Origin of the sequence: Actinophytocola sp. (assembly GCF_009379765.1) — a bacterium.
Lineage (GTDB): Bacteria > Actinomycetota > Actinomycetes > Mycobacteriales > Pseudonocardiaceae > Actinophytocola.
This window is the reverse complement of sequence record NZ_WHTD01000007.1, coordinates 67,183-88,994: the sequence shown is the minus strand read 5'-3', so window position 1 is coordinate 88,994 and position 21,812 is coordinate 67,183. Positions and strand designations below refer to the sequence as shown.

The following is a 21,812-nucleotide window of genomic DNA, read 5'->3' as shown; positions in this document are numbered from 1 at the left end:
TCACGCGCGGCGCCCGTCCCTGGTAAGGCTGGTAGGGGTAGCCCCCGGGTGAAGTCGGGAGTTTCCCGGATGGTTCGGGAAGGCCCGGCACGAGAGCGTTTATCTCGTGACCACCTACCTCGAGCCGACCCAGGAGCGGGCGCCGCTCCGCGTCCGCATCGCCGCCCCGAGTCCCTCCGTCTTCGCCGTGCGCCTCGGCCTCGCGGGCATCGTGCTCTCGGCGTTGTTCATGACCAACCTGACGGTCACCGCCTGGGACCGGATGAGCATCCTGAACACGACCATGTCCGACTACGTGTTCGTGCCGAAGGTCGGCTGGATGTTCGAGGCGGCACTGATGTGCATGGCCGTCGCCGGCATCGGGGTGATGGCAGGACTGGCCGCGATCCGGTTGCTGGGCAGCGGGTTGCTGCGGTTCGCGTTGGGTCTGGCCGTTCTCGGCTCGTTGCTGGCGGCGGTCTTCCGGACCGACCTCGGCGAGTCACTGTCCACTTCGGCGCAGATCCACCGGTACGCCGCGGGCGTGGTGTTCTTCTGCGTGCCGATCGCGGCGTTCCTGGTGGCGCGCCAGCTGACCGGCGTGGGCTACCAGGCCCGGTACCGGAAGTGGCTGTACGCCAACGTGATCGTCACCTCGGCCGTGCTGGCCCTGTTCATGACCAGCCACTTCGGCGTGATGCCGGAGATGCTGCGAGAGCTGAACGGGTTGTTCCAGCGGATGCTGTTCGTGCTCGAGCTGATCCTGCTGGGCCAGATCGTGCTGCTGCCGCTGCGGTTCCGCGCCCCGGCCGCGGCGCCGGTGCGGATCCCCGCGCAGCGCGTCCGGTAGGTCACCAGCCGCGGGGCAGGGGTGCTCCTTCGGCGAAGCCGGACGCGGACTGGGTGCCGACCACGGCCTTCGAGTGGAGCTCCTCGAGGGTCGTGGCGCCGGCGTAGGTGCAGGCGGAGCGCACCCCCGAGCAGATCGAGTCCAGGAGGTCCTCGACGCTCGGCGCGTTGGGGTCCAGGCGCATGCGGGACGTGGAGATGCCTTCCTCGAACAGCGCCTTGCGGGCCCGGTCGAACGCGCCGTCGCCGCGCGTGCGGGCGCTCACCGCGCGCTTGGAGGCCATGCCGAAGGACTCCTTGTAGGGCTGGCCGTGCTCGTCGCGCTGCAGGTCGCCGGGTGACTCGTAGGTGCCGGCGAACCAGGAGCCGACCATCACGCTGGAGGCGCCGGCGGCCAGCGCCAGCGCGACGTCGCGGGGGTGCCGGACGCCGCCGTCGGCCCAGACGCTCTTGCCCAGCGCGCGGGCCTGGCGGGCGCACTCGAGCACGGAGGAGAACTGCGGGCGGCCGACGCCGGTCATCATCCGGGTGGTGCACATGGCTCCCGGCCCGACGCCGACCTTGACCACGTCGGCGCCGGCCTCGACGAGGTCGCGGACGCCGCCGGCGGTCACGACGTTGCCCGCCACAACCGGCACGTCCGGGCCGGTGCCGCGGACGGCCTCGAGGGCGGTGAGCATCTTCTCCTGGTGGCCGTGCGCGGTGTCCACGACGAGCGTGTCCACCTCGGCCTCGAGCAGGGCCTTCGCCTTGGCGGCGACGTCGCCGTTCACACCGATCGCCGCGGCCACCCGCAGCCGGCCGCCCTGGTCGACCGCGGGCCGGTAGAGCCCCGCACGCAGCGCGGCGACCTCGGTGAGGACGCCGGCGAGCCGGCCGTGGTCGTCCACGCCGACGGCGATCCGGGCGGTGCGGCCGTGCAGCCGGTCGAACACCTCGCGGGGTGGTGTGCCGATGGGCATGGTCAGCAGGTCGGGGTCGGCGACCTCGGACACCCGGGTGAAGCGGTCGACGCCGAGGCACGCGGCCTCGTCGACGACGCCGACCGGGCGGCCGTCCTCGTCGACCACGACCACGGCGCCGTGCGCGCGCTTGGGCAGGAGGTTGAGCGCGTCGGCGACGGCGTCGCCGGGGGTGAGCACGAGCGGCGTGTCCCAGACGGTGTGCCGCGACTTCACCCAGGCGACGATGTCGGCCACGACCTCGGGGTCGACGTCCTGCGGCAGCACGACGAGCCCGCCGCGGCGGGCCATTGTCTCGGCCATCCGCCGGCCGGCGACCGCGGTCATGTTGGCCACCACCACGGGAACCGTCGTCCCCGTTCCGTCCGATGTGGACAGGTCGACGTCGAAGCGGGACTCGACCGACGAGCGGCCGGGCACCAGGAAGACGTCGTCGTAGGTGAGGTCGTAGGCCGGCGGCGTGTCGTTGAGGAAGCGCACGCCGTCGAGCCTAATGCCGTTCTTCCAGGCCGACCGCCTCGCGGAGCGCGGTGGTGGCCTCCGGCGGCTCGGGGTCGGCGCGGGCGCCGGACTCCACGAGCGCGGCGAGTGCCAAGGCGATGACGTTGAGCTTCTCCTGCGCGGCCTCCTCGGCGCGGCGTCCGGTGTTCTCGAGCAGGACGACGATGAGCAGTGTGAAGATGCTCGCGACCGTGTGGATGGCCGTCTGCCAGGCCTTGAGGTCGGTCCAGAGCGGGACGCTGACCAGCCAGATGACCACGATGCCGGCGCAGATCACGAAGAAGGGAGCCTGGCTGGCCCGGCGGTGGGTGTGCTCGACGAAGCGGTCGAAGACCGAGCGGCGGTCGCCGGCCTTGCGGCTCTCGGCCGCGGGGTTGTGCTCCATCGGCCGAGGCTAGTGTCGCGTGACCCTGAAACCTTTACGCCGCTGCGGCCAACGCGGCCCCTGGCTGCGTTGGAGAAAAACCCAAGTACATCCAGTACGAGCGGCTTTCCTCCGCCTTGCCAGGAACCACGTTGATCCACAGCGGACGCAAAGGAACAGGATCACGCGACACTAGGCCATGTCTCGTGGATCTTGGATCGTGGTATTCGCGCCCAGCTGTCCCCTGGCCGCGTTGTCGGAAGGCCCGAGTACAACCCGGTATGCGCGACCTACCGCCGCCTTGCCAGGAGACATCTGGATCACGAACCCCATCGACCAAGATCCACGAGACACGACCTGGCCGCTCACTGGTTGTCCTTTGTGGACGGTCGAGTCAGCATGGCACGGACCGCGTCGATGGTGTCGGCCTCGGGTGGCTCCTTGTCCGGCCGGTAGCGCACGACCCTGGCGAAGCGCAGCGCGACGCCGCCGTCGTAGCGGGAGCTGACCTGCACGCCGTCGAGCGCGATCTCGACGACGAGGTGCGGGCGCAGGTGCACGGCCCATTCGGTGCGGTGGACCTCGTACTTGGGGAACTCCGTGGTCTGCCACGCGAGCAGCTCGTCGGTGAGCCCCTTGAAGGTCTTGCCGACCATGATCGGCGCTCCGCCGTCGGGGTCGCGGGCGCCGAGGTGGAGGTTGGACAGGAACCCGGTGCGCCGCCCGTGCCCCCACTCGGCCGCGAGTACGACCAGGTCCAGCGTGTGCACCGGTTTGATCTTGCGCCAGGCCTTGCCGCGGCGGCCCGCCTGGTAGGTGGAGTCGAGCTCCTTGACGACGACGCCCTCGTGCCCCTTGTCGAGCGCGTCGGCCAGCACCTGCTCGGCTTCCTCCCGGGTCGGCTCGATGGCGCCGGGGATGACGAGCGCGTCGCCGACCGCCTTGTGCAGGGCCTTGTTGCGGTCGCGCAGCGGGGCGTCGACGAGGTCCTGCCCGTCGAGGTGGACGCAGTCGAAGAAGTACGGGTGGAGCAGCAGCTCGCGATCGCTGGTGGCGCCGAACCGGCTCATCGTCTCCTGGAACGGTCGCGGCCGGCCGTCGTCGTTGAGCGCCAGGGTCTCCCCGTCCAGCACGGTCGTGACGGCCGGCAGGCCGCGCACCAGCTCGACCAGCTCGGGCACGGACCTGGTGATCTCGCGCAAGGTGCGGGTGTAGATGTGGACGTCGGCGCCGTCCTTGTGCACCTGGATGCGGGCGCCGTCGAGCTTGTACTCGATGACGACCGGCGGGCCGCCCATGGCCTCGTCGAGCGTCTCGCCCGGCGAGGCGAGCATCGGCCGGATCGGCCGGCCGATCTCGAGCCCGAACTCGCCGAGCGCCGCCTCGCCGCGCCGGAGCGCGGCCTCGGCGGTGTCCGCGAGCCGGCCGGAGAGCATGAATGCCCGCCGCACCGGCTCCCTGCCGACCTCGGCCGCCGCGGCGACGGCGTCGAGCATGACCCCTTCGAGGGCGCCCTGCCGAAGCTCCCCGGTGAGCAGGTGCATGAGGAACCGCTGCTCGCCGACGGTGGCCGCGCCGAACAGCTCTTGGAGAAGCTCGGTCCGCCGCTGCGCCGACCCCTTGCCGGACGTCGCGCCGATCTCGTCGAAGGCCCGGTCGACCCGCGCCACGGTGAGCGACGGCTCGTCCGCGGGCCGCACGTCGAGCTCGACGAGCGTGCGCCACCCCGCCCCGATCCGCCCCTGCCGAGGCGCCCCGGCGAGAAAACCGACGACGGTCCGCACCTGGTCCCCGGCCCGCCGGAGCAGGCCGGCGAGCGCCTCCACCTTGGCCAGCCGGGACCGCGTGGCCGACACGGCCGCGGAGGTCTGTACGACATCTGCGAGCAACACGACGCCATCATGCCCCCGCCCACCGACAGCACGCCGCTCGTGGAGCGCCGGCTCACCCCCGGACCTCGTCCCCGACTGGTCGACCTGCCGACGCGGCCCGATCGCGGACTGCCCCGGAGTCCGGGCGGCCGGTACCGACGGCCGCCTCGAGCACCTCGACCGCGAGGAGCCGGGTCACGCTGGCCGCCCGGTTCGGGACGGTCACCGCGGCGCGGACCGTGTTCGGCGCGGCGTCGTCGATCGGGCCGGCGGCGCCGTTCCAGGGCCACCGGCCCCGGCAACCGGAGTGGCGCGGGGACGTCAACCTGATGATGTGGTGCTGGGGCCGGTGCCGCTCGCGCTGGCGTTGCTCGCCGTGCGGGCGCGGGTCACACGGTGAGCGCGATCTCCCGCACGGCCGCGCGCAGGCGGTCCGGCGAGGTGGCCGCGTAGCCCAGGACCAGGCCGGGGTAGGGCGCGCCGGCGCCACCGCGGGTGTAGGTCGACAGGGCCGGGGCGTGGATGCCTCGCTCGGCCAGCCGTCGCTGGACGGCGGCGTCGTCGAGGGACGCCGGGAGGCGGAGGACCACGTGCAGGCCCGCCGCAACGCCCACCGGGTGCCACGCCGGCAGGTGCGCGGCCACGGCGGACAGCAGGGCGTCGCGGCGTTGCCGGTACAGCGCCCGGGTTCGGCGCAGGTGGCGGTCGTAGCCACCGGTGCGCAGGAGTCCCGCGAACGCGGCCTGCGGCAGCGGCGAGCAACCGAGGTCGGTCAGGCGCTTGCGTTCCACCGTCTCGGCGCGCAGCGCGGGCGGGAGGACGAGCCAGCCGAGCCGGAGCGCGGGCGCGAGGGTCTTGCTGACGCTGCCCAGGTACGCGACGTGCGCCGGGTCCATGGCCTGCATCGCGCGCAGGGCGGGGCGGTCGTAGCGGTGCTCGGCGTCGTAGTCGTCCTCGACGATCACGCCCGCGCGGTCGCGGGCCCAGGTCAGCAGGGCACGGCGGCGGTCGGGGTGCAGCGCCACGCCTAGCGGAAACTGGTGCGCCGCGGTCACCACGACCGCGCGGCAGCGCGTCGCGGCCAGCGCGTCGACGACGATGCCCGCACCGTCCACCTGGACGGGTACCGGGCGGAGGCCGTTGGCACGCAACAGGTCCGCCTGACCCGGATGCCCGGGCTCCTCGACCGCGATGTCCCGGTGACCGCTCGCCAGCAGCGCGTGCGCGAGCACCGACAGCGCCTCGGCGCCGCCGTGGGTGATGACGACGTCGTCGGCGGACGCGGCCACCGCGCGGACCCGGCCCAGGTAGCCGGCGAGCTCGGCGCGCAGCTCGGCCAGGCCCGCGGGATCGGGGTAGCCGAGCGCCTCGTCCGGCAGGTCGGCGAGCGCCGCCCGGGTCGCGGCCACCCACTCGGCCCGCGGGAACGCGGCCAGCGCCGGGATGCCCGGCCGCAGGTCGAACCGCCACGACGCCGGGGGTGGCGCCGGCTGCGGAGGCGCCGCCGGGTGACCGAGTGCCGCCGCGACCGTCGTGCCCGACCCGCGCCTGCTGACCAGGTAGCCCTCGGCGACCAGCTGCCCGTACGCGGCGGTGATCGTCCCTCGCGCGACGCCGAGCTGCGCGGCGAGGTCGCGGCTGGACGGCAGCCGGATGCCCGGCGCGAGCTGGCCGCCACGGACGGCCGCACGCAGCGCGGACTCGACCCGCCGGCCCCGGCCGCCGGTGACCGGCAGGAGGATCTCGCGCAATGTGGTCCAGTTCGGTGTCATCGAAGTGGAGCTTACTTCTGGGCCACCCGTGGCGCGATGCTCAGCGGCATGGACATCTCCGTCAAGCGGGCCACCGGGATGGCGGCACTGGCCTCCGTGTGCGTCGGCGCGTCCGTGCCCGTCACGGGGCTGCTCGACGGCTACCCCGTCCTCAGCGGGCAGGCCGTCCGCTACGCCGTCGGCGCGGCGCTGCTCCTCCTGTGGCTGCGCGGGCGGGTTCCGGTGCCGAGCGGGCGCGACCTCCCGGGGCTCACGGTCATGGTCGGCGCAGGCATGCTCGGGTTCAACGCCGCCATCCTGGTCGCGCAGCGGTACGCCACCCCGGGCTTCGTCGCGGCGATGCTCGGGGCCAGCCCGCTCGTGCTCGCCGTCGCCGCGCCCGCCCTCATGGGCAGGCGGCCCGCGCGGGGGGCGCTCGCCGGGGGGCTGCTCGTCGCGGCCGGGGTCGTCGTGCTCTCCGGCGGCGGCTCGTGGCACGGGCCGGGGCTCGCGCTCGCCGCCCTGGTCGTCGCGTGCGAGGTGCTGTTCACGCTCGGCGGCGTGGGTGTGGTGGCGCGGCTGGGGGCGGTCGGGGCGTCGTTCTGGTCCTGCGTGGGCGCGGCCGTCGGCGGCGCGGCACTGTCGACCGTCACCCGGGGCAGCGCCGCCTGGCCCGCGCCGACGGCCGCCGAGGCGACCGCGATGCTCGTGCTCGGGTCGGTGGTCACCGCGGTGGCGTTCGTGTTCTGGTACACGGGCGTGGCGCGGCTGGGCGCGGACCGGGTCGGCGTCCTGATCGGGCTGATGCCGGTCGCCGGCCTCGTCGCGTCCGTCGCGTTGGGACGCCAGGAGCTGACCGCGGTGGCCGTGGGCGGCGCCGTGGTCGTGGCGGTGGGCTGCGTGCTCGGGCTCAGCCGCCGCGTGCCATCCGCAGCACGTCCAGCGCCTCGTCCAGCTGTGCGAGCGTGAGCTTGCCGGCGTCGACGTGCCCGCGCTCCAGCACCACGTCGCGGATCGTCCTGCGCTCCTTCAACGACTGCTTCGCGATCGACGCCGCCTCCTCGTACCCGAGGTACCGGTTGAGCGGCGTCACGATCGACGGCGACGACTCGGCGTACTCGCGCTGACGCTCCACATCGGCCTCGACCCCGTCGAACACCTTGTCCGCCAACAGGGTCGAGACCGCCGCGATGAGCCGCGCGGACTCCAGGACGTTCCTGGCGATCACCGGCAGCATCACGTTGAGCTGGAAGTTCCCTTGGCTGCCGGCGAAAGCCACTGCCGCGTCGTTGCCGATCACCTGCGCCACCACCATCATCGTGGCCTCGCAGATGACCGGGTTGACCTTGCCCGGCATGATCGACGACCCCGGTTGCAGGTCCGGCAGCGCCAGCTCGGCGAACCCGGCGCGCGGGCCGGAACCCAGCCACCGCACGTCATTGGCGATCTTGTACAGGGAGACCGCGACCGTGCGGAGCTGGCCGGACGCCTCGACCACGCCGTCCTGCGCGGCCTGCGCCTCGAAGTGGTCGCGTGCCTCGGTGAGCGGCAGGCCGGTGAGCGTGGCGAGCTCGGCGGCGACCGCCGCGCCGAAACCGTTGGGCGCGTTGAGACCGCTGCCCACCGCCGTGCCGCCGATGGGCAGCTCTCCCAGCCGGGGCAGGCACGACTCGAGCCGCTCGATGCCGTACCGGACCTGCGCCGCCCACGCGCCCGCCTCCTGGCCGAGCGTCACCGGCACCGCGTCCATCAGGTGCGTCCGGCCCGACTTCACGACGTCCGACCACTCGCCGGCCCGCCGCTCGATGGTCGACGCGAGGTGGTCCAGCGCGGGCAGCACGTCCCCGGCCAGCGCCTCCGTGGCCGCGACGTGGATGGTCGTGGGAAAGGTGTCGTTGGACGACTGGGACGCGTTGACGTGGTCGTTCGGGTGCACGTCGCGTCCCAGACTCCGGGACGCGAGCGTGGCGATGACCTCGTTGGCGTTCATGTTCGACGAGGTGCCCGAGCCGGTCTGGAACACGTCGATCGGGAACTCGGCGTCGTACCGCCCGCCGGCGACCTCCTCCGCGGCGCCGGCGATGGCCTCGGCGAGGTCGGCCTCCAGCACCCCGAGGCGCTGGTTGACCCGGGCCGCGGCGGCCTTCAGCAGGCCGAGCGCGCGGATCTGCGTGCGCTCGAGCCCGCGACCGGAGATGGGGAAGTTCTCCACCGCGCGTTGGGTCTGCGCCCGCCACAGCGCGTCGACGGGAACCTTGACCTCGCCCATCGTGTCGTGCTCGATCCTGAACTGATTCTCGCTCACGTATCCAGTCTGGCCTGCCGTGCCGCGCCGCGCCCAGGTAGCTTGTGGTGGTGCTGGCCACTCTCCACTAGGTAGGTGTGCATGAGCTCCGCCGAGACACCGTCCGAAGTCGACCTGCTGATCGTCGGCGCCGGCCCGACCGGGCTGTTCGCCGCGTACTACGCCGGTTTCCGCGAGCTGAGCACCGCGGTGGTGGACTCGTTGCCGGAGGCGGGCGGGCAGGTCACCGCGATGTACCCGGAGAAGAAGATCTTCGACGTGGCCGGCTTTCCCACGGTCCTCGGTCGAGACCTGGTCGCGGCGCTGGTCGAGCAGGCGAACCAGTTCAAGCCGACCTACCTGCTGGGCCGCCGCGCCCGCACGCTGTCCGAAGTGGACGGACAGTTCGAGGTCGGGCTGGACGGCGGTGCCGTCGTGCGGGCCGGTGCGATCCTCATCACGGCGGGCATGGGTGAGTTCACCCCGCGCCCGCTGCCGGCCGGCGACGGCTGGCTCGGCCGCGGCGTGGTCAACTTCGTGCCCGAGCTCGAGGCGCTGCGCGACCAGGACGTGGTGATCGTCGGCGGCGGCGACTCGGCTTTCGACTGGGCGCTGTCGCTGCACCCGATCGCGCACAGCGTCACGCTGGTCCACCGGCGCAACAAGTTCCGCGCGTTCGCCGCCACCGTGCGGCAGGTGCGCGAGCTCGGCGTGCCGATCATCACCGACGCGCAGGTGGTCGAGCTCCGCGGCGACGCGGACGACCGGCTCGCGGAGGTCGAGCTCGAGGTGAAGGCCGACCCGGGGCAGGAGTCGGTGGTGCTGCCGGCGCAGACCGTGGTGGCGGCGCTGGGTTTCACCGCCGACCTCGGGCCCATCGAGTCGTGGGGCCTGGAGATCACCCGCCGCGCGGTGGCGGTGGACACGACGATGAGGACGGCGCGGGAAGGGATCTACGCGGCCGGCGACATCGCGGCGTACCCGGGCAAGGTGAAGCTGATCGCGACTGGCTTCGGCGAGGCGGCGACCGCCGTGAACAACATCGCGGTGGCGCTCGACCCGGAGGCGCACCTGTTCCCGGGCCACTCCAGCGACGTCAGCTGACCGCGGTAACCAGTTCCTGCTCCTCGTAGGCGAAGTGCCGCTCGAGCCCCTCGACCACCCGGTCGAGCTCGGCCCGCAGGGCGGCCGCGTCGGTGTCGCCGGACGTCAGGGTGGCTTCGAAGCCGGCCAGCGCCTCCTCGACGTCGCGGTGTTCGGCACGCAGCCGCGCGATCGCCGGGCGCAGCTCCGGAAGGTGGTCCTCGAACGCGGTGAACGCGCCGTTCTCCCTGGTGTGGTGGAGCTGCAGGCCGTAGCAGAAGATGAGGCAGCGTCGGCGCAGCTGCTCGGCCACGTCCGGCGCCGGTCCGGCGCCCGCGCCGTCGAGCTCGGTCCGCAGGCGCAGCAGATCGGCCCGCAGGTCGTCGTGGTGGCGGCGCAGCTGCTGGCCGACCATCCGGGCGCGCGCCGGGTCGGCGGACAGGTCCAGCGGGTGCAGCGCGATCACCGGGATCGTCCTGGTGGTCCGCGCCTCGTAGGCGCGGAAGGCCGGGTCGATCGAGCACTGGAGCTCCCAGCAGCGGTCGCGCTCGTCGCCGGTGAGCGGGACCGCCCGCGCGGCGACGATCGTGACCTCGCCCGTTCCGGTGCCGATCTCGACCGTGACCCGCGGGCTCGCCAGCATGTTGTGGTACCAGGCAGGGTTGTTCGGGCCGCCCGCGTTCGAGGCGAAGACCAGGTAGCGGCCGCCGTCGCGCAGGTGGACCGCGGGGTTGGTGTGCGGGCGCCCGGTGCGCGCGCCGGCGGTGGTGAGCAGGACGAGCGGGGCGCCCTCGAACGGGCCGCCGACGGCACCCCCGTTCGCCCGGAACTCGGCGATGACCTGCGCGTTGAAGTCGGACACGGCGTCCCCCTCGTTAATATGAGCCTGAGCCAAGGTTTGCTTTGAAAGCAAATAATCGTTACTAATAACGCTAATGTGGGTGGTGGCGGATGTCAACGGACGACGGCGCGGCCGAGCTGGGCGTCGACGACGCGGTCCGGGCGATGCTGCTGCTCATGCCGCGCATGGTCGGCCGGGTCAAGCGGATCGGGGTGCCGCCGGAGCTCGAGGCGCTCGCGCTCGCGCCCCGACACCTGTCGCTGCTGTCCTACCTCTTGTTCGACGGGCCGATGACGGTGAACGAGCTGGCCGTGCGGCTGGAGGTCGCGCCGACGACGGTGAGCCTGATGGTCGGTGAGCTGAGCCGAAAGGGCGTGCTGGACCGGCAGGAGGACGACGCCGACCGCAGGCGGCGGATCGTGAGCATCGCCGAGGCCCGCCGCCCGTCGATCGAGGCGTGGCTGGCCAGGGGCGCGCCCGCGTGGCGGGAGGCGCTGGCACCGCTGTCCGCGCGGGAGCGGCAGGTGGTGGTCGGCACGTTGCGCGCATACGAACGCGCCGTCGGCGGTGGTGCCCCCGAGCCGGAGTGACGGATCGCGGATGGGCGAGTCCCGGCCGCCGGCGATGTCAGCCGACGTGCTGGCGCCCGCGGTGCCAGCGCAGGACCGTGCCCGTGTAGCCGGTGACCACCAGGGCCGCGGCCAGCACGCGGGTCAGGGCGAGGTAGCCGTCCGGGTAGAGGACGCCGTCGAGGTAGCGCTCGATGAAGCCCGGGCCCGTCTCGCGGTCGCGTAGCGCGTCCTCCAGCAGGGTGAGCGGGCACCCGAAGCCCAGCGTCGCGATGCCGAGGCCCCACAGCGCGAACGGCAGGTGCACGAAGATCGACCGCGGCCAGCGCCACGCCAGGAACGCACCCAGCACGATGTAGGCCAGCACCGCGAAGTGCACGGCCATCGTCAGCTCGGCGAGCACCGCCACACCGCCAAACCTACGGCAGTACCTGCACGATCTCACCCGGTTGCAGGCGCGCGAAGAACACGCGGCCGTCGTCAGGTGCACGCAGCCGTGCGAGTCGGCGTTCGTGTCGCTTGTCACCAGTAACTCACGCGACAGCGGGAAGTTCGGTTGCTACTACGACACGACCTGGACGGTGTCGCCGACCTGCAGGCCCTCGTAGTACGTCTGCGCGGCGGACATCGAGAGGTGGATGCAGCCGTGCGAGAGGTCGCTCAGGCTGCCCTGGTGGAACGCGATCCCACCGTTGAAGAACACCGAGTACGGCATCGGCGCGTTGTCGAACTCGCTGCTGAGGTGGTCGATGTCCTTCCAGCCCACGTGGAAGGTGCCGGGCGGGGTCCGGTGGCCGGGCCGGCCGTGCGTGATCGGCACCGGGCCGAGCACGACCTTGCCGTTCGCGAGCAGCCACGACTTGTTCGCCGAGAGGTCGATGCACGCGTCGACGCCCGCTCCGCACGGCACGCCCGCGGGCGGCGGGGGCGGCGGCGGGGCGGTCTTCGTGATCGTCGCGTCGGCCTCGACGATCTTGGGCAGCGGTGGCATCTTCGTCGGCCCTGGCGGTTTCGTCGGGGTGGCGGTCGACTCGGTGCCGGTCGGCGCCGTGGTGGGAGCGGGCGGTGGCGCCGCGTTGTCGGTGGTGGCGCAGGCGGACAAGAGTCCGGCACCGGCCACAACCAGTGCGGCCACCATCGTGCGCATACGCATGTGCCGGCTCCTTCCAGCCTTTGCCCCACAAGACGCCTGGGGCGGGGCGGACGTTGCTCATTCACGAGGAGGAGTGCGTAAACCGTTACACGAAGCCCGAATGCCGCATGCGGGACGCCGGCGTCCCGCATGCGGCATTCGGTGTGGATCCGGTCAGGCCCCGGTCGTCTGACCGATCCAGTCCACGTACGACGTGGCGTCGGTGTAGATCGACGGGCCGGTCGCGCACGTGGAGTCCCCGTTGCCGCTGCGGCTGGTGACGCCGACCAGCGATCAGCCGCTGCCGTCGCCCACGATCTGCGGGCCGCCCGAGTCGCCGTAGCAGGCGCCCGCGTTGCCGCCCGGGTTGCTGGTGCAGAGCTCGAGCGAGCCGTCGATGCCGGTGCAGGCGCTCGCGTCGAGGACCTCGACGTCGAGCTGCTGCAGGAAGTCCGGCGCGCCACAGGCACCTGGCTGCGGGCAGGTCTGGCCCCAGCCGAGCAGGCGGGACCCGGTGCCCACCGGAGCGTCGCCCGCCACCGTGACCGGTGCCGACGTCGCCGCTGCCGACAGCTTGACCAGCGCGGCGTCGTTGCCCGGCGAGATGCCGTCGTAGCCCGGGTGCACGACGATCTCCGAGGTTTGCGCCTCCTCGCCGCCGGACTGGTACTCGTTGCTGCCGATCCGCATCGAGACGCTGTCGGGCGAGCTGCCCTGCACGCAGTGCGCGGCGGTCAGGACCCACTCCGGGTCGATCAGCGAGCCACCACAGAAGTGCTGGCCGCCGTCCTGCAGCGACACCATGAACGAGTACGTCTGGTCGGCGTCCCCGCCGCCCACGATCATCGGCGTGACACCGGTCTCGTCGTCCGCGAACGCGGACGGCCCAACTACGACCGCCGCGAGAGCGGATGCCGCGCCGGCGAGAAGGCCGGTGAGACGTCCCCTGACCAGAGAGCGCTTTTTCACGTGCTCTCTCCTTCCATGCCCCATGTCCTGGCTGGACATGTTGCGGAAGGTAGCCGTCGGTCACGAATGGGTGACACCCGCGAAAGTAGGAAGCCGTACCGACGATCGTTGGTGCCGCTCAGGGGAGCGGTGGCAGGGGCGTTTCCTCCGTGGCCTGCTCGGTCCGGTCGAAGTCGACGGTCGAGTACTGGCGCAGCTTCGTCAGCCGGTGGAAGCCGTCGATCATCCGCACCGTGCCGGACTTCGAGCGCATCACGATCGACTGGGTGGTGCAGCCGCCGCTGCGGTAGTGGACACCGCGCAGCAGGTCGCCGTCGGTGATGCCGGTCGCGCAGAAGAACGCGTTGTCGCCGCTGACCAGGTCGTCCGTGCGGAGCACCCGGTCGAGGTCGTGGCCCGCGTCGATGGCCTTGCGGCGTTCGTCGTCGTCCTTCGGCCACAGCCGGGCCTGGATCGCGCCGCCCATGCACTTCAGCGCGCACGCGGCGATGATCCCCTCCGGCGTGCCGCCGATCCCGATCAGCATGTCGACGCCGGTGTTCGGGCGGGCCGCGGAGATGGCGCCGGCGACGTCGCCGTCGGTGATGAAGTGGATCCGCGCGCCCGCCTCGCGCACCGCGCGCACGAGGTCGGCGTGCCGGGCCCGGTCGAGGATGCAGACGGTCACGTCCGACACGTCCGTGTGCTTGGCGCGCGCCACCCGGCGGATGTTCTCGGCGACCGGCGCGGTGATGTCGACGACATCCGCCGCCTCCGGACCGACCGCGATCTTCTCCATGTAGAACACCGCGGACGGGTCGAACATCGCACCCTTCTCGGTAGCCGCGAGCACCGCGATGGCGTTGGGCATCCCCTTGGCCATCAACGTGGTCCCGTCGATCGGGTCGACCGCGACGTCGCACTCCGGCCCGTCGCCGTTGCCGACCTCCTCGCCGTTGAACAGCATCGGCGCCTGGTCCTTCTCGCCCTCGCCGATCACGACGACGCCGCGCATGGAGACCGTGCCGATCAGCTTGCGCATGGCGTCGACCGCCGCGCCGTCGCCGCCGATCTTGTCGCCGCGGCCGACCCAGCGGCCCGCCGCCATCGCCGCCGCCTCGGTCACCCTGACCAGTTCCAGCGCCAGGTTGCGGTCCGGTTCCTCGCGCCGCCGCGTGTTTGTCGTCTGGTCGGTGGACTGGGTCATGCCGCCTCCCGGAGTCGCCCCGCAACGAACCTCCCGATCCTCCCAGATTTCGGGATGCCGGCACGAGTGAGCATGATCTCGGCGGCCTGCGAGTATGGGGGCGTGACGGATGGAGGGCGCCCGCCCGGGCGGGCCGGTCTCGGCATGCGCGACATGATCGGGGCCATGGTCGTGCTGCTGGTGATCGTCGGCGTGCTGGTGGCGGTGACCCGCGGCTGCTCCTTCGATCCCGGCGCGCCCTCGTCGAACCCGGACACCGCGCCCAGCGTCGACGTGTCGGCCAAGCTGCACGAGGCGGCCAGGTCCGTGACGTTCCCGGTGCGCCGACCCGCGCTGCCGGCGGACTGGAAGGCCAACTCGTCGTCCACCGCCGGGGTGGGGTCCGGCGCGGCCGCCGACGTCGTGGTGCGCGTCGGGTGGCTCACGCCGTCGGAGCGGTTCCTGCAGCTCAGCCAGTCGGGCGGGGACGTGGCCGACGTGCTGCGGACCGAGACCGGCGAGTCCGGCACGTCCACCGGGTCGGTCGAGGTGACCGGGACGACGTGGGAGACCTACCCGGCACGCCGCGACGAGGTGGCCTGGGTCGCCACGCTGGACGGCGTGGTCATGCTGATCACCGGCAGCGCGCCGGAGGGCGAGTTCGAGCGGCTGGCCGCCGCGGTGCGGAAGGCGAAGCCGCTGGCCGACTAGTCGGCGCGCCAACAGCCCTCGACGTGGTCGTCGACCATGCCGGTGGCCTGCATCAACGCGTACGCCGTGGTCGGGCCCACGAAGGCGAAGCCCCGGTTCTTCAGCTCCTTGGCCATCGCCTTCGACTCGTCCGTGATGGCGGGGACGTCGGACAGCGTCCTCGGGCGCGGCCGGGTGGCCGGGTCCGGGGCGAAGGACCACAGCAGCTCGTCCAGCGGCAGGTCCAGCTGGTCGATGGCGCGGGCGTTGCGGATGGTCGCGTCGATCTTGGCCCGGTTGCGGACGATCGACGTGTCGGCCATCAGCCGGGCCACGTCCTGGTCGCCGAACTCCGCGACCAGCTTCGGCTCGAAGTCGGCGAACGCGCGGCGGAAGCCGTCCCGCTTGCGCAGGATCGTGAGCCACGACAGCCCGGACTGGAACGCCTCCAGCGTCAGCCGCTCGTACAGCGCGACCTCACCGCGCAGCGGCACACCCCACTCGTCGTCGTGGTAGGCGACGTAGTCCTCCGCCGAGTTGCCCCACGGACACCGCGGGCGGCCGTCCGCGCCGACCGTCGCGGCGGTCACCGGGACTCCTGGCCGGCGTCGGTGAGCGCGAGGCGCGCGCGTAACTCGGCGACCTCGGTGCGCAGCTGGTCGAGCTCGCCGCCGACGCGGCGCAGCACCCAGTCGACCTCGGACATCTTGTACCCGCGCACGACCAGCTGAAAGCGCACGTCGCGCACGTCCTCGGCGGTGATCCCGGACGCGGGCAGGCGGGTCGGCGAGGCTCCCGGCGGCAGCGCCGGCAGCTCCTCGCCCCGGCCGAACACGACCGAGGCCAGCAGGAACACCACGGCCGCCACGAGGACCATGACGACCAGGTAGATCAGAGCGGTGGTCACGACAGGATCGTGTCACACCGCACCGACGGAAACTCAGCGCACGAGCAGCTCGCGCATCGGCGGCCGGTCGGTGACCTGCACCCCGGCCGTGTCCGGCAGCCACTCGCCCGCCACCTGGACGAACTGGGTCAGCTCGCCGGCCTCGGCCGGGAGCAGGCCGCACCGGGACAGCGCGGTGCCCAGGATCTGCCTGGCCATCAGGCCGAGCGCGGGCAGCGGCTGGTTGCGGTGCCGCCGCACACCCAGGTTGACCTGGGCGATCCCGGGCAGCCCGACGATCGCGTGCGCGTCCAGCAGCAGGCCGATCTCCACGCCGTAGCCGGACGCGAACGGCACCGCCTCGAACAGCGCGCGGGTGCCCGCGTACTCGCCGGACAGCGGCTGGATGACGCCGGACAGCTCCGGGCGCAGCGCGGACAGCAGCGGGCGGGCCATCAGCTCGGTCACCCGGCCGCCGCCCGAGCCGGACTGCGAGTCCTCAGTAGACAGTGGACGCCGGTAGAAACCCTTGACCAGTGCGACGTCGGGCTCCATCAGCAGCGGGCCGAGCAGGGTCGGTACGAACATCGGATCGGGGTCGACGAGGTCGGAGTCGACGAACACCAGCAGGTCGCCGGCGGTCGCGGCGAGCGAGCGCCACAGCACCTCGCCCTTGCCGGGCAACGGTTCCAGCTCGGTGAGCACCTCGGTGCGGCGCACGACCCGCGCGCCGGCCGCGGCGGCCACCTCGACCGTGCGGTCCGTCGAGCCGGAGTCGAACACGACCAGCTCGTCGACGAGCGACCCGAGGAGCGGCCGGACCGAGGCGACCACGTCGCCGACCGTCGCCTCCTCGTCCAGTGCCGGCAGCACGACGCTGACCGTGCGAGATCCCTTGGCCCGCACCAGCTCTGCGATCGTCCACTCGACACTCTGCCAGGTTCGCCCGGCGAACCACGCACGCGCGGCCGGGTGCATCAGGCCAACGCTCGCAGGCAGCGCGCCGGCTGCCGGGTCCCGGCGATACTCGCCACCATCTCGACCACCTTCCTGGTTCGGCCAACCTCGTGCGCGCGGAAGACCCGGGCGCCGGCATGGGCCGCCACCGAGGTCGCCGCCAGGGTTCCGTCCACCCGGTCCTCGAGACCCACGCCCAGGGTCTCCCCGACGAAGTCCTTGTTGGACAAGGCCATCAGCACCGGCCAACCGGTGCCCACGAGCTCGTCGAGCCGGCGCAGCAGCGCCAGCCCGTGCCAGGTGTTCTTGCCGAAGTCGTGCGTCGGGTCGATCAGCACGCCCTGCGCGGGCACGCCGATCGACACCAGCCGCTCCGCGCGGGCCACCAGCTCCGCGGTGACCTCGGCGACGACATCCAGGTAGCGCACCCGGTGCGGGTCGGTGCGCGGGGCCGCGCCGTCGGTGTGCGAGCACACCATGCCGACGCCGAACTCGGCGGCGACCTCGGCGAGCTCGGGGTCGGCCCCGGCCCAGGTGTCGTTGAGCAGGTCGGCGCCGGCCGCGCAGGCCGCCCGGCCGACCTCGTGCCGCCAGGTGTCCACGCTGATGACGACCTCCGGGTGGCGGTCCCGGACCTGCTCGACCAGCGGCACCACCCGGCGCAGCTCCTCGTCGACGTCCACCCGCTCACCGTGCGCGCCGGCCCGGACGCCGCCGATGTCGACGATGTCCGCGCCCTCGGCGACCTGCCGGTCCACCGCGGCCAGCGCCGCCTGCTCGGCGTAGGTCGCGCCGCGGTCGTAGAAGGAGTCCCTGGTGCGGTTGACGATCGCCATCACCAGGGCGCGGTCCTGGGCCACCGCCCGGTCGCCGAAACGAAGAGTTCCCACGGATCCGATGGTGCCACGGCCTCCGCTCGAAACCGCCCCGCGATACATCGAGGTCACAATCGGTGACACCGGAGAAACGTGGCTGGTGTCGCGTGACCCTGAAACCTTTACGCCGCTGCGGCCAACGCGGCCCCTGGCTGCGTTGGAGAAAAGCCCAAGTACACCCAGTACGAGCGATTTTCCTCCGCCTTGCCAGGAACCACGTGGATCCACAGCGGACGCAAGGTGCAGGATCACGCGACACTAGTGGATCTCCACCCAGGCCTGGTAGGCCTCCTCGACCACCCGGATGGCGTCGTCGACGTCGTCGGTCAGGTGCAGCAGCGCCAGGTCCTTCTCGCCGACCTTGCCTTCCTTGTAGACCGTGTCGTGCACCCAGTCGTACAGGCCGCCCCAATAGGACCGTCCGAACAGGACGACCGGGAACTTGGTGACCTTCTTGGTCTGCACCAGGGTGAGCGCCTCGAAGAGCTCGTCGAGCGTGCCGAAGCCGCCCGGCAGGCAGATGAACGCCTGGGCGTACTTGACGAACATCGTCTTGCGGGCGAAGAAGTACCGGAAGTTGACGCCGAGGTCGACCCACGGGTTCAGCCCCTGCTCGAACGGCAGCTCGATGCCCAGGCCGATGGACAGCCCGCCGGCCTCGGAGCAGCCGCGGTTGACCGCTTCCATCGATCCGGGGCCGCCGCCGGTGATCGCCGCGTAGCCCGCCTTCGCCAGCGCGCCGCCGATGTCCATGCCGAGCTTGTACTCGGGCCGGTCGCGCTTGGTCCGCGCCGAGCCGAACACCGTGACGGCCCGCGGGACCTCCGCGAGCGCGCCGAACCCCTCGACGAACTCCGCCTGGATACGCAGCACCCGCCACGGGTCGGTGTGCACCCAGTCCGCCGGGCCGCGGGAGTCGAGCAACCGCTGGTCGGTGGTGGTGGCCTCGTCCTTTCTGGACCGCCGCAGCACCACCGGACCGCGCTGCCTCTCCGCGGGGTGCTCCTCGTCCTCGGCGTGGCCCATCGGCTCCTGGATCGTCACCTGCGCGAGTCTAGGGCCGGGGAACCCGGCTCGTGACGGGCCCGTCGAACCCGGCATGGCCGAACCGACTGAAGTCCAGGACGCCCTGCGTGCGTTGCGCCGGCGGGTGGGGGAGCTCGAGGTCGAGCGGATCCGGGCGGTCGGGGAGCTGCGGCACGCGATCGCGGGCACCGGCCTCGCCATCGGAATGCTCACGCTCACCGCGACGACCTGGGCCGCGGAACGGGACGGCGACGATCCGCACACGCTCTGGGGCATGGTGCCCACGGACTGGGTCGCGGTGGCCACCCTGATCCTCGTGGCCGGCACGGCGCTCGCCACCATCGGGCTGTTCCTCACCGACCCGCCGAGCCGGGTCGGGCACCTCGTGCTCGTGTCCGTGTCCCTGCTCACCGCGGTAGCGGCGCTCGTCGTGGGTGTCGTGCCGCCGGAGAGCTACGGGAGCGGGCCGGGCCGGTGGCTGACCCTGCTCGGCGCGCTCGCGCTCGCCGCGACGCACGGGTTCCGGGCGGAGGAGATGCGCGGGGCGCTCAGGCGCTGAGGAACCGGCCGAGCACCTCCGCGCAGCGGTGGATCTGCGCGATCGGCACGTGCTCCTGCCGGGTGTGGGCCAGCGTGGGGTCGCCGGGACCGAAGTTGACCGCCGGCATGCCGAGGGCGGCGAAGCGGGCCACGTCGGTCCAGCCGAGCTTGGCCACCGGGTCGCCGCCGGCCGCGGTGACCAGCTCGGCGGCCGCCGGGGCGGACAGGCCCGGCAGGGCGCCGGCCGCCACGTCGGTGACGGTCAGGTCGTAGCCGGCGAAGACGTCCCGCAGGTGGGCCTCGGCGTCGGCGGGCGAGCGGTCCGGGGCGAAGCGGTGGTTCACGGTCAGCACGGCCTCGTCCGGCACGACGTTGCCGCTCACCCCACCGGCGACCCGCACGGCCTGCAGGCCCTCGCGGTAGGTGCAGCCGTCGATCGCCACGGTCCGCGGCTCGTAGGACCCGAGGCCGGCGATGGCGTCGCCGAGGGCGTGGATCGCGTTGACGCCCATCCACGCCCGCGCCGTGTGCGCCCGCGTGCCGCTCGTCCGCAGCTCGACCCGCATCGTGCCCTGGCAGCCGGCCTCGACGACCGCGCCGGACGGCTCGCAGACGATCGCGAGGTCACCGGCAAGCCAGTCGGGCAGCTCGCGCTCGATGCGACCCAGCCCGTTGCGCGCGGCCTCGATCTCCTCGCAGTCGTAGAACACGAACGTCAGGTCGTGCCTCGGCTCGGTGACCGTCGCGGCGACGTGCAGCATCACCGCGTCGCCGCCCTTCATGTCGCACGTGCCGAGCCCGTGCAGGTGCTCCTCGTCGCGCCGCACCGGCAGGTTGTCGTTGACCGGCACGGTGTCCAGGTGCCCGGCGAGCACCACCCGCGACGGCCGGCCGAGTGACGTGCGGGCCAGCACCGCGTTGCCCGACCGGGTGACGGTCAGGTGGCCGGCCTGCTCACGCAGGGCCACCTCGACCGTGGCCGCGAGCTCGGCCTCCTCGCCCGACTCGCTGGGGATGCCGGCCAGCGTGGCGGTCAGGTCGACAGGGTCGCCCGCGAGGTCCAGCTTTCGAATCACGGCTGGCCACGCTACTCATGCAACCTGGGGGTCGGCACCCCGCGTGACTAACCCGGTCGCAGGGATCGCACGGGAGGTTCGATGAATGATCGCGAGCAGGGGTTCACCGAGTACTTCGCAAGCCGGTCGGGTGCCATGCGCGGCACGGCGTACCTGTTGTGCGGCGACTGGCACCGGGCGGAGGACCTGGTCCAGAGCGCTTTCGTGAAGCTGTACCGGGCCTGGCACCGGGTCGCCGCGCACGAGACGCTCGACGCCTACACGCGCCAGATCCTCGTGCGCACGTACCTGGACGAGAACCGCCGCGGCTTCTTCCACCGCGAGAAGCCGTCGGCCGAGCAGCGCGAGCGGACCGCGCCGCCAACCGGCAGCTCGGAGGACCGGATGGTCCTGCTGCACGCCCTCGCGAAGGTCCCGCCCCGGCAGCGCGCCGCCCTGGTGCTGCGGTTCTGGGAGGACATGTCGGTCGACGACACCGCGCGGGCCATGGGCTGCTCCGCGGGAACCGTGAAGAGCCAGACCGCCCGCGGCCTCGACGCGCTGCGCGAGCACGTCCCCACCACGACTTTCACCAACTAGGAGAACCATGAACGAGCAGGACTTCCGGCACGCGCTGCGCGACACGATGACGACGGTGGCGGTGCCGCCGCCGATGAGCGAGGTCGTGGTGCTGGACGCGGCCCGGCTGGCGCAGCGCCACCGCAGGGCCCGGTGGGCGGGCGCGGGCAGTGCGGCCGCCGCGGTGGCGGTCATCGGCGCGGCCGTGGTGGTCGTCGCGGCCACCTCAGGCGCGGGTGGGTCCGGTGCCGTCCAGCCCGGCGTGGCCCCGTCGAGCACCGGCAGCGAGCAGCCGTCGAAGACAGGTACCTCGTGGCCCAACGGGCAGACCGACCGTACGGCGAGGTCCGGGCCCGAGTTCGACAAGGGCGAGGCGTTGCTCGGCGAGCTGGCCGGGGCGGTGCCGCCGGGGTACGGCGCCCCCGACGACCTCACCTACGAGGACCCGGACTACAGCGGCGGCCCGTTGCGGTTCAGCCAGGCGCAGTACGAGGACACGGTCGGTGGGACCGAGGTGTGGGAGTACCTGGCCCAGCAGCCGATCACCGAGGGCAACGGTGTCGGCCAGCTGTTCGTCGAGGTGACGACCCCGGGCAATGCGATGGCCGGCGACGGATGTGCGTTGGCGCCGTCGCTCTGGGGCATGGCGGGCACCTGCGAGGAGCACGTCGTGGGCGGCAATGCGGTCGGGGTGTTCACCCCGGCCGACCGGCAGGACTTCCACAGCTGGGCCGGCTACCGGTACGACGACGGGACCGTGGTGTTCGTGGCCCAGTCCCTCGACTACCCGGGGTCCGCGAAGCCGCCGCTCGCCGCCGCGCCCCTGACCGCCCGGCAGCTGGCCGAGCTGGCCGCCGACGAGAGGTTCCTCCTGGACTAATCTC

25 protein-coding genes are annotated in these 21,812 nt (G+C 72.6%); 8 read left to right on the top strand and 17 right to left on the bottom strand.

Going from position 1 to position 21,812, the window contains the following annotated elements:
* Window positions 1-106: 106 nt before the first annotated feature.
* Window positions 107-829: a DUF998 domain-containing protein gene (locus GEV28_RS03660; RefSeq protein WP_291408557.1), complete on the top strand. Its 723-nt coding sequence runs from the start codon at window positions 107-109 to the stop codon at window positions 827-829.
* A 1-nt stretch (window position 830) separates the two neighbouring features.
* Here the strand turns inward: GEV28_RS03660 and GEV28_RS03655 are convergent, their stop codons facing one another.
* The 5 genes from GEV28_RS03655 to GEV28_RS03635 form a co-directional block, all read right to left on the bottom strand.
* Window positions 831-2,270: a GuaB1 family IMP dehydrogenase-related protein gene (locus GEV28_RS03655; RefSeq protein WP_291408555.1), complete on the bottom strand. Its 1,440-nt coding sequence runs from the start codon at window positions 2,268-2,270 to the stop codon at window positions 831-833.
* A gap of 10 nt (window positions 2,271-2,280) precedes the next feature.
* The gene (locus tag GEV28_RS03650; protein WP_291408552.1) at window positions 2,281-2,676 is read right to left on the bottom strand and encodes a low affinity iron permease family protein; all 396 of its coding nucleotides are present in this window, start codon (window positions 2,674-2,676) and stop codon (window positions 2,281-2,283) included.
* Window positions 2,677-3,020: 344 nt separating this feature from the next.
* Complete coding sequence (locus tag GEV28_RS03645) at window positions 3,021-4,547, bottom strand: ATP-dependent DNA ligase (RefSeq protein WP_291408550.1); 1,527 nt, start codon at window positions 4,545-4,547, stop codon at window positions 3,021-3,023.
* 52 nt (window positions 4,548-4,599) lie between these two features.
* Window positions 4,600-4,851 carry a hypothetical protein gene (locus GEV28_RS03640; RefSeq protein ID WP_291408548.1) on the bottom strand — a complete coding sequence of 84 codons (252 nt, stop codon included), beginning with the start codon at window positions 4,849-4,851 and terminating at the stop codon, window positions 4,600-4,602.
* A 64-nt stretch (window positions 4,852-4,915) separates the two neighbouring features.
* Entirely contained in the window at window positions 4,916-6,298 is a 1,383-nt protein-coding gene (locus GEV28_RS03635; RefSeq protein WP_291408546.1) for a PLP-dependent aminotransferase family protein, read from the bottom strand.
* A 48-nt stretch (window positions 6,299-6,346) separates the two neighbouring features.
* On the opposite strand from GEV28_RS03635, the gene GEV28_RS03630 reads away from it, so the two are divergent.
* On the top strand, window positions 6,347-7,246 hold the full coding sequence (locus tag GEV28_RS03630) for a DMT family transporter (protein WP_291408544.1): 900 nt from the start codon (window positions 6,347-6,349) through the stop codon (window positions 7,244-7,246).
* Here the strand turns inward: GEV28_RS03630 and GEV28_RS03625 are convergent.
* On the bottom strand, window positions 7,188-8,582 hold the full coding sequence (locus GEV28_RS03625) for a class II fumarate hydratase (RefSeq protein ID WP_291408542.1): 1,395 nt from the start codon (window positions 8,580-8,582) through the stop codon (window positions 7,188-7,190). The genes GEV28_RS03630 and GEV28_RS03625 overlap by 59 nt on opposite strands.
* An 81-nt stretch (window positions 8,583-8,663) precedes the next feature.
* Between GEV28_RS03625 and GEV28_RS03620 the strand changes: the two genes are divergently transcribed.
* The gene (locus GEV28_RS03620; protein WP_291408539.1) at window positions 8,664-9,665 is read left to right on the top strand and encodes an NAD(P)/FAD-dependent oxidoreductase; all 1,002 of its coding nucleotides are present in this window, start codon (window positions 8,664-8,666) and stop codon (window positions 9,663-9,665) included.
* Here the strand turns inward: GEV28_RS03620 and GEV28_RS03615 are convergent.
* Window positions 9,658-10,506 (bottom strand): nitroreductase/quinone reductase family protein, encoded by an 849-nt coding sequence (locus GEV28_RS03615; protein ID WP_291408538.1) that lies wholly within the window; start codon window positions 10,504-10,506, stop codon window positions 9,658-9,660. The genes GEV28_RS03620 and GEV28_RS03615 overlap by 8 nt on opposite strands.
* Window positions 10,507-10,595: 89 nt before the next feature.
* On the opposite strand from GEV28_RS03615, the gene GEV28_RS03610 reads away from it, so the two are divergent.
* Window positions 10,596-11,075 (top strand): MarR family transcriptional regulator, encoded by a 480-nt coding sequence (locus GEV28_RS03610; RefSeq protein ID WP_291408535.1) that lies wholly within the window; start codon window positions 10,596-10,598, stop codon window positions 11,073-11,075.
* 37 nt (window positions 11,076-11,112) lie between these two features.
* On the opposite strand, the gene GEV28_RS03605 is transcribed toward GEV28_RS03610, so the two are convergent.
* From GEV28_RS03605 to glpX, 4 genes are all read right to left on the bottom strand, one after another.
* Window positions 11,113-11,463 carry a DUF2784 domain-containing protein gene (locus tag GEV28_RS03605; RefSeq protein ID WP_291408533.1) on the bottom strand — a complete coding sequence of 117 codons (351 nt, stop codon included), beginning with the start codon at window positions 11,461-11,463 and terminating at the stop codon, window positions 11,113-11,115.
* A gap of 153 nt (window positions 11,464-11,616) precedes the next feature.
* The gene (locus GEV28_RS03600; RefSeq protein ID WP_291408531.1) at window positions 11,617-12,207 is read right to left on the bottom strand and encodes a L,D-transpeptidase; all 591 of its coding nucleotides are present in this window, start codon (window positions 12,205-12,207) and stop codon (window positions 11,617-11,619) included.
* A 273-nt stretch (window positions 12,208-12,480) separates the two neighbouring features.
* Window positions 12,481-13,155: a trypsin-like serine protease gene (locus GEV28_RS03595; protein WP_367115023.1), complete on the bottom strand. Its 675-nt coding sequence runs from the start codon at window positions 13,153-13,155 to the stop codon at window positions 12,481-12,483.
* A gap of 118 nt (window positions 13,156-13,273) precedes the next feature.
* Complete coding sequence (gene glpX, locus GEV28_RS03590) at window positions 13,274-14,341, bottom strand: class II fructose-bisphosphatase (RefSeq protein WP_291408530.1); 1,068 nt, start codon at window positions 14,339-14,341, stop codon at window positions 13,274-13,276.
* A 102-nt stretch (window positions 14,342-14,443) separates the two neighbouring features.
* Between glpX and GEV28_RS03585 the strand changes: the two genes are divergently transcribed.
* Window positions 14,444-15,031: a DUF4245 domain-containing protein gene (locus GEV28_RS03585; RefSeq protein WP_291408529.1), complete on the top strand. Its 588-nt coding sequence runs from the start codon at window positions 14,444-14,446 to the stop codon at window positions 15,029-15,031.
* Here the strand turns inward: GEV28_RS03585 and GEV28_RS03580 are convergent.
* From GEV28_RS03580 to GEV28_RS03560, 5 genes are all read right to left on the bottom strand, one after another.
* Window positions 15,028-15,600: a DNA-3-methyladenine glycosylase I gene (locus tag GEV28_RS03580; protein ID WP_291408528.1), complete on the bottom strand. Its 573-nt coding sequence runs from the start codon at window positions 15,598-15,600 to the stop codon at window positions 15,028-15,030. The two genes, GEV28_RS03585 and GEV28_RS03580, sit on opposite strands and share 4 nt — an antisense overlap.
* Entirely contained in the window at window positions 15,597-15,917 is a 321-nt protein-coding gene (locus tag GEV28_RS03575; protein ID WP_291408527.1) for a DivIVA domain-containing protein, read from the bottom strand. The genes GEV28_RS03580 and GEV28_RS03575 overlap by 4 nt, the downstream gene beginning before the upstream one ends.
* Window positions 15,918-15,950: 33 nt before the next feature.
* Window positions 15,951-16,874 carry a glucosyl-3-phosphoglycerate synthase gene (locus tag GEV28_RS03570; RefSeq protein WP_291408525.1) on the bottom strand — a complete coding sequence of 308 codons (924 nt, stop codon included), beginning with the start codon at window positions 16,872-16,874 and terminating at the stop codon, window positions 15,951-15,953.
* Window positions 16,874-17,743: a dihydropteroate synthase gene (gene folP, locus GEV28_RS03565; protein WP_291408524.1), complete on the bottom strand. Its 870-nt coding sequence runs from the start codon at window positions 17,741-17,743 to the stop codon at window positions 16,874-16,876. Before folP ends, GEV28_RS03570 begins: the two co-directional genes overlap by 1 nt.
* A gap of 243 nt (window positions 17,744-17,986) precedes the next feature.
* Entirely contained in the window at window positions 17,987-18,754 is a 768-nt protein-coding gene (locus GEV28_RS03560; protein ID WP_291408581.1) for a TIGR00730 family Rossman fold protein, read from the bottom strand.
* Between the two features lie 73 nt (window positions 18,755-18,827).
* On the opposite strand from GEV28_RS03560, the gene GEV28_RS03555 reads away from it, so the two are divergent.
* Window positions 18,828-19,313: a hypothetical protein gene (locus GEV28_RS03555; protein WP_291408522.1), complete on the top strand. Its 486-nt coding sequence runs from the start codon at window positions 18,828-18,830 to the stop codon at window positions 19,311-19,313.
* Here GEV28_RS03555 and dapE read toward each other — a convergent pair.
* Window positions 19,303-20,367 carry a succinyl-diaminopimelate desuccinylase gene (gene dapE / locus GEV28_RS03550; RefSeq protein ID WP_291408579.1) on the bottom strand — a complete coding sequence of 355 codons (1,065 nt, stop codon included), beginning with the start codon at window positions 20,365-20,367 and terminating at the stop codon, window positions 19,303-19,305. The two genes, GEV28_RS03555 and dapE, sit on opposite strands and share 11 nt — an antisense overlap.
* A gap of 84 nt (window positions 20,368-20,451) precedes the next feature.
* Between dapE and GEV28_RS03545 the strand changes: the two genes are divergently transcribed.
* Window positions 20,452-20,949: a SigE family RNA polymerase sigma factor gene (locus GEV28_RS03545; protein ID WP_291408520.1), complete on the top strand. Its 498-nt coding sequence runs from the start codon at window positions 20,452-20,454 to the stop codon at window positions 20,947-20,949.
* 7 nt (window positions 20,950-20,956) lie between these two features.
* Entirely contained in the window at window positions 20,957-21,808 is an 852-nt protein-coding gene (locus GEV28_RS03540) for a hypothetical protein (protein WP_291408518.1), read from the top strand.
* The last annotated feature ends 4 nt before the right edge of the window (window positions 21,809-21,812 follow it).

Coding starts and splice junctions, on each gene's coding strand:
- GEV28_RS03635 (WP_291408546.1), bottom strand. CDS start 6,298: ATGACACCGAACTGGACCACATTGCGCGAGATCCTCCTGCCGGTCACC.
- GEV28_RS03610 (WP_291408535.1), top strand. CDS start 10,596: ATGTCAACGGACGACGGCGCGGCCGAGCTGGGCGTCGACGACGCGGTC.
- GEV28_RS03600 (WP_291408531.1), bottom strand. CDS start 12,207: ATGCGTATGCGCACGATGGTGGCCGCACTGGTTGTGGCCGGTGCCGGA.
- GEV28_RS03540 (WP_291408518.1), top strand. CDS start 20,957: ATGAACGAGCAGGACTTCCGGCACGCGCTGCGCGACACGATGACGACG.
- GEV28_RS03650 (WP_291408552.1), bottom strand. CDS start 2,676: ATGGAGCACAACCCCGCGGCCGAGAGCCGCAAGGCCGGCGACCGCCGC.
- GEV28_RS03560 (WP_291408581.1), bottom strand. CDS start 18,754: ATGGGCCACGCCGAGGACGAGGAGCACCCCGCGGAGAGGCAGCGCGGT.
- GEV28_RS03620 (WP_291408539.1), top strand. CDS start 8,664: ATGAGCTCCGCCGAGACACCGTCCGAAGTCGACCTGCTGATCGTCGGC.
- GEV28_RS03555 (WP_291408522.1), top strand. CDS start 18,828: ATGGCCGAACCGACTGAAGTCCAGGACGCCCTGCGTGCGTTGCGCCGG.
- glpX (WP_291408530.1), bottom strand. CDS start 14,341: ATGACCCAGTCCACCGACCAGACGACAAACACGCGGCGGCGCGAGGAA.
- GEV28_RS03630 (WP_291408544.1), top strand. CDS start 6,347: ATGGACATCTCCGTCAAGCGGGCCACCGGGATGGCGGCACTGGCCTCC.
- GEV28_RS03545 (WP_291408520.1), top strand. CDS start 20,452: ATGAATGATCGCGAGCAGGGGTTCACCGAGTACTTCGCAAGCCGGTCG.
- GEV28_RS03570 (WP_291408525.1), bottom strand. CDS start 16,874: ATGCACCCGGCCGCGCGTGCGTGGTTCGCCGGGCGAACCTGGCAGAGT.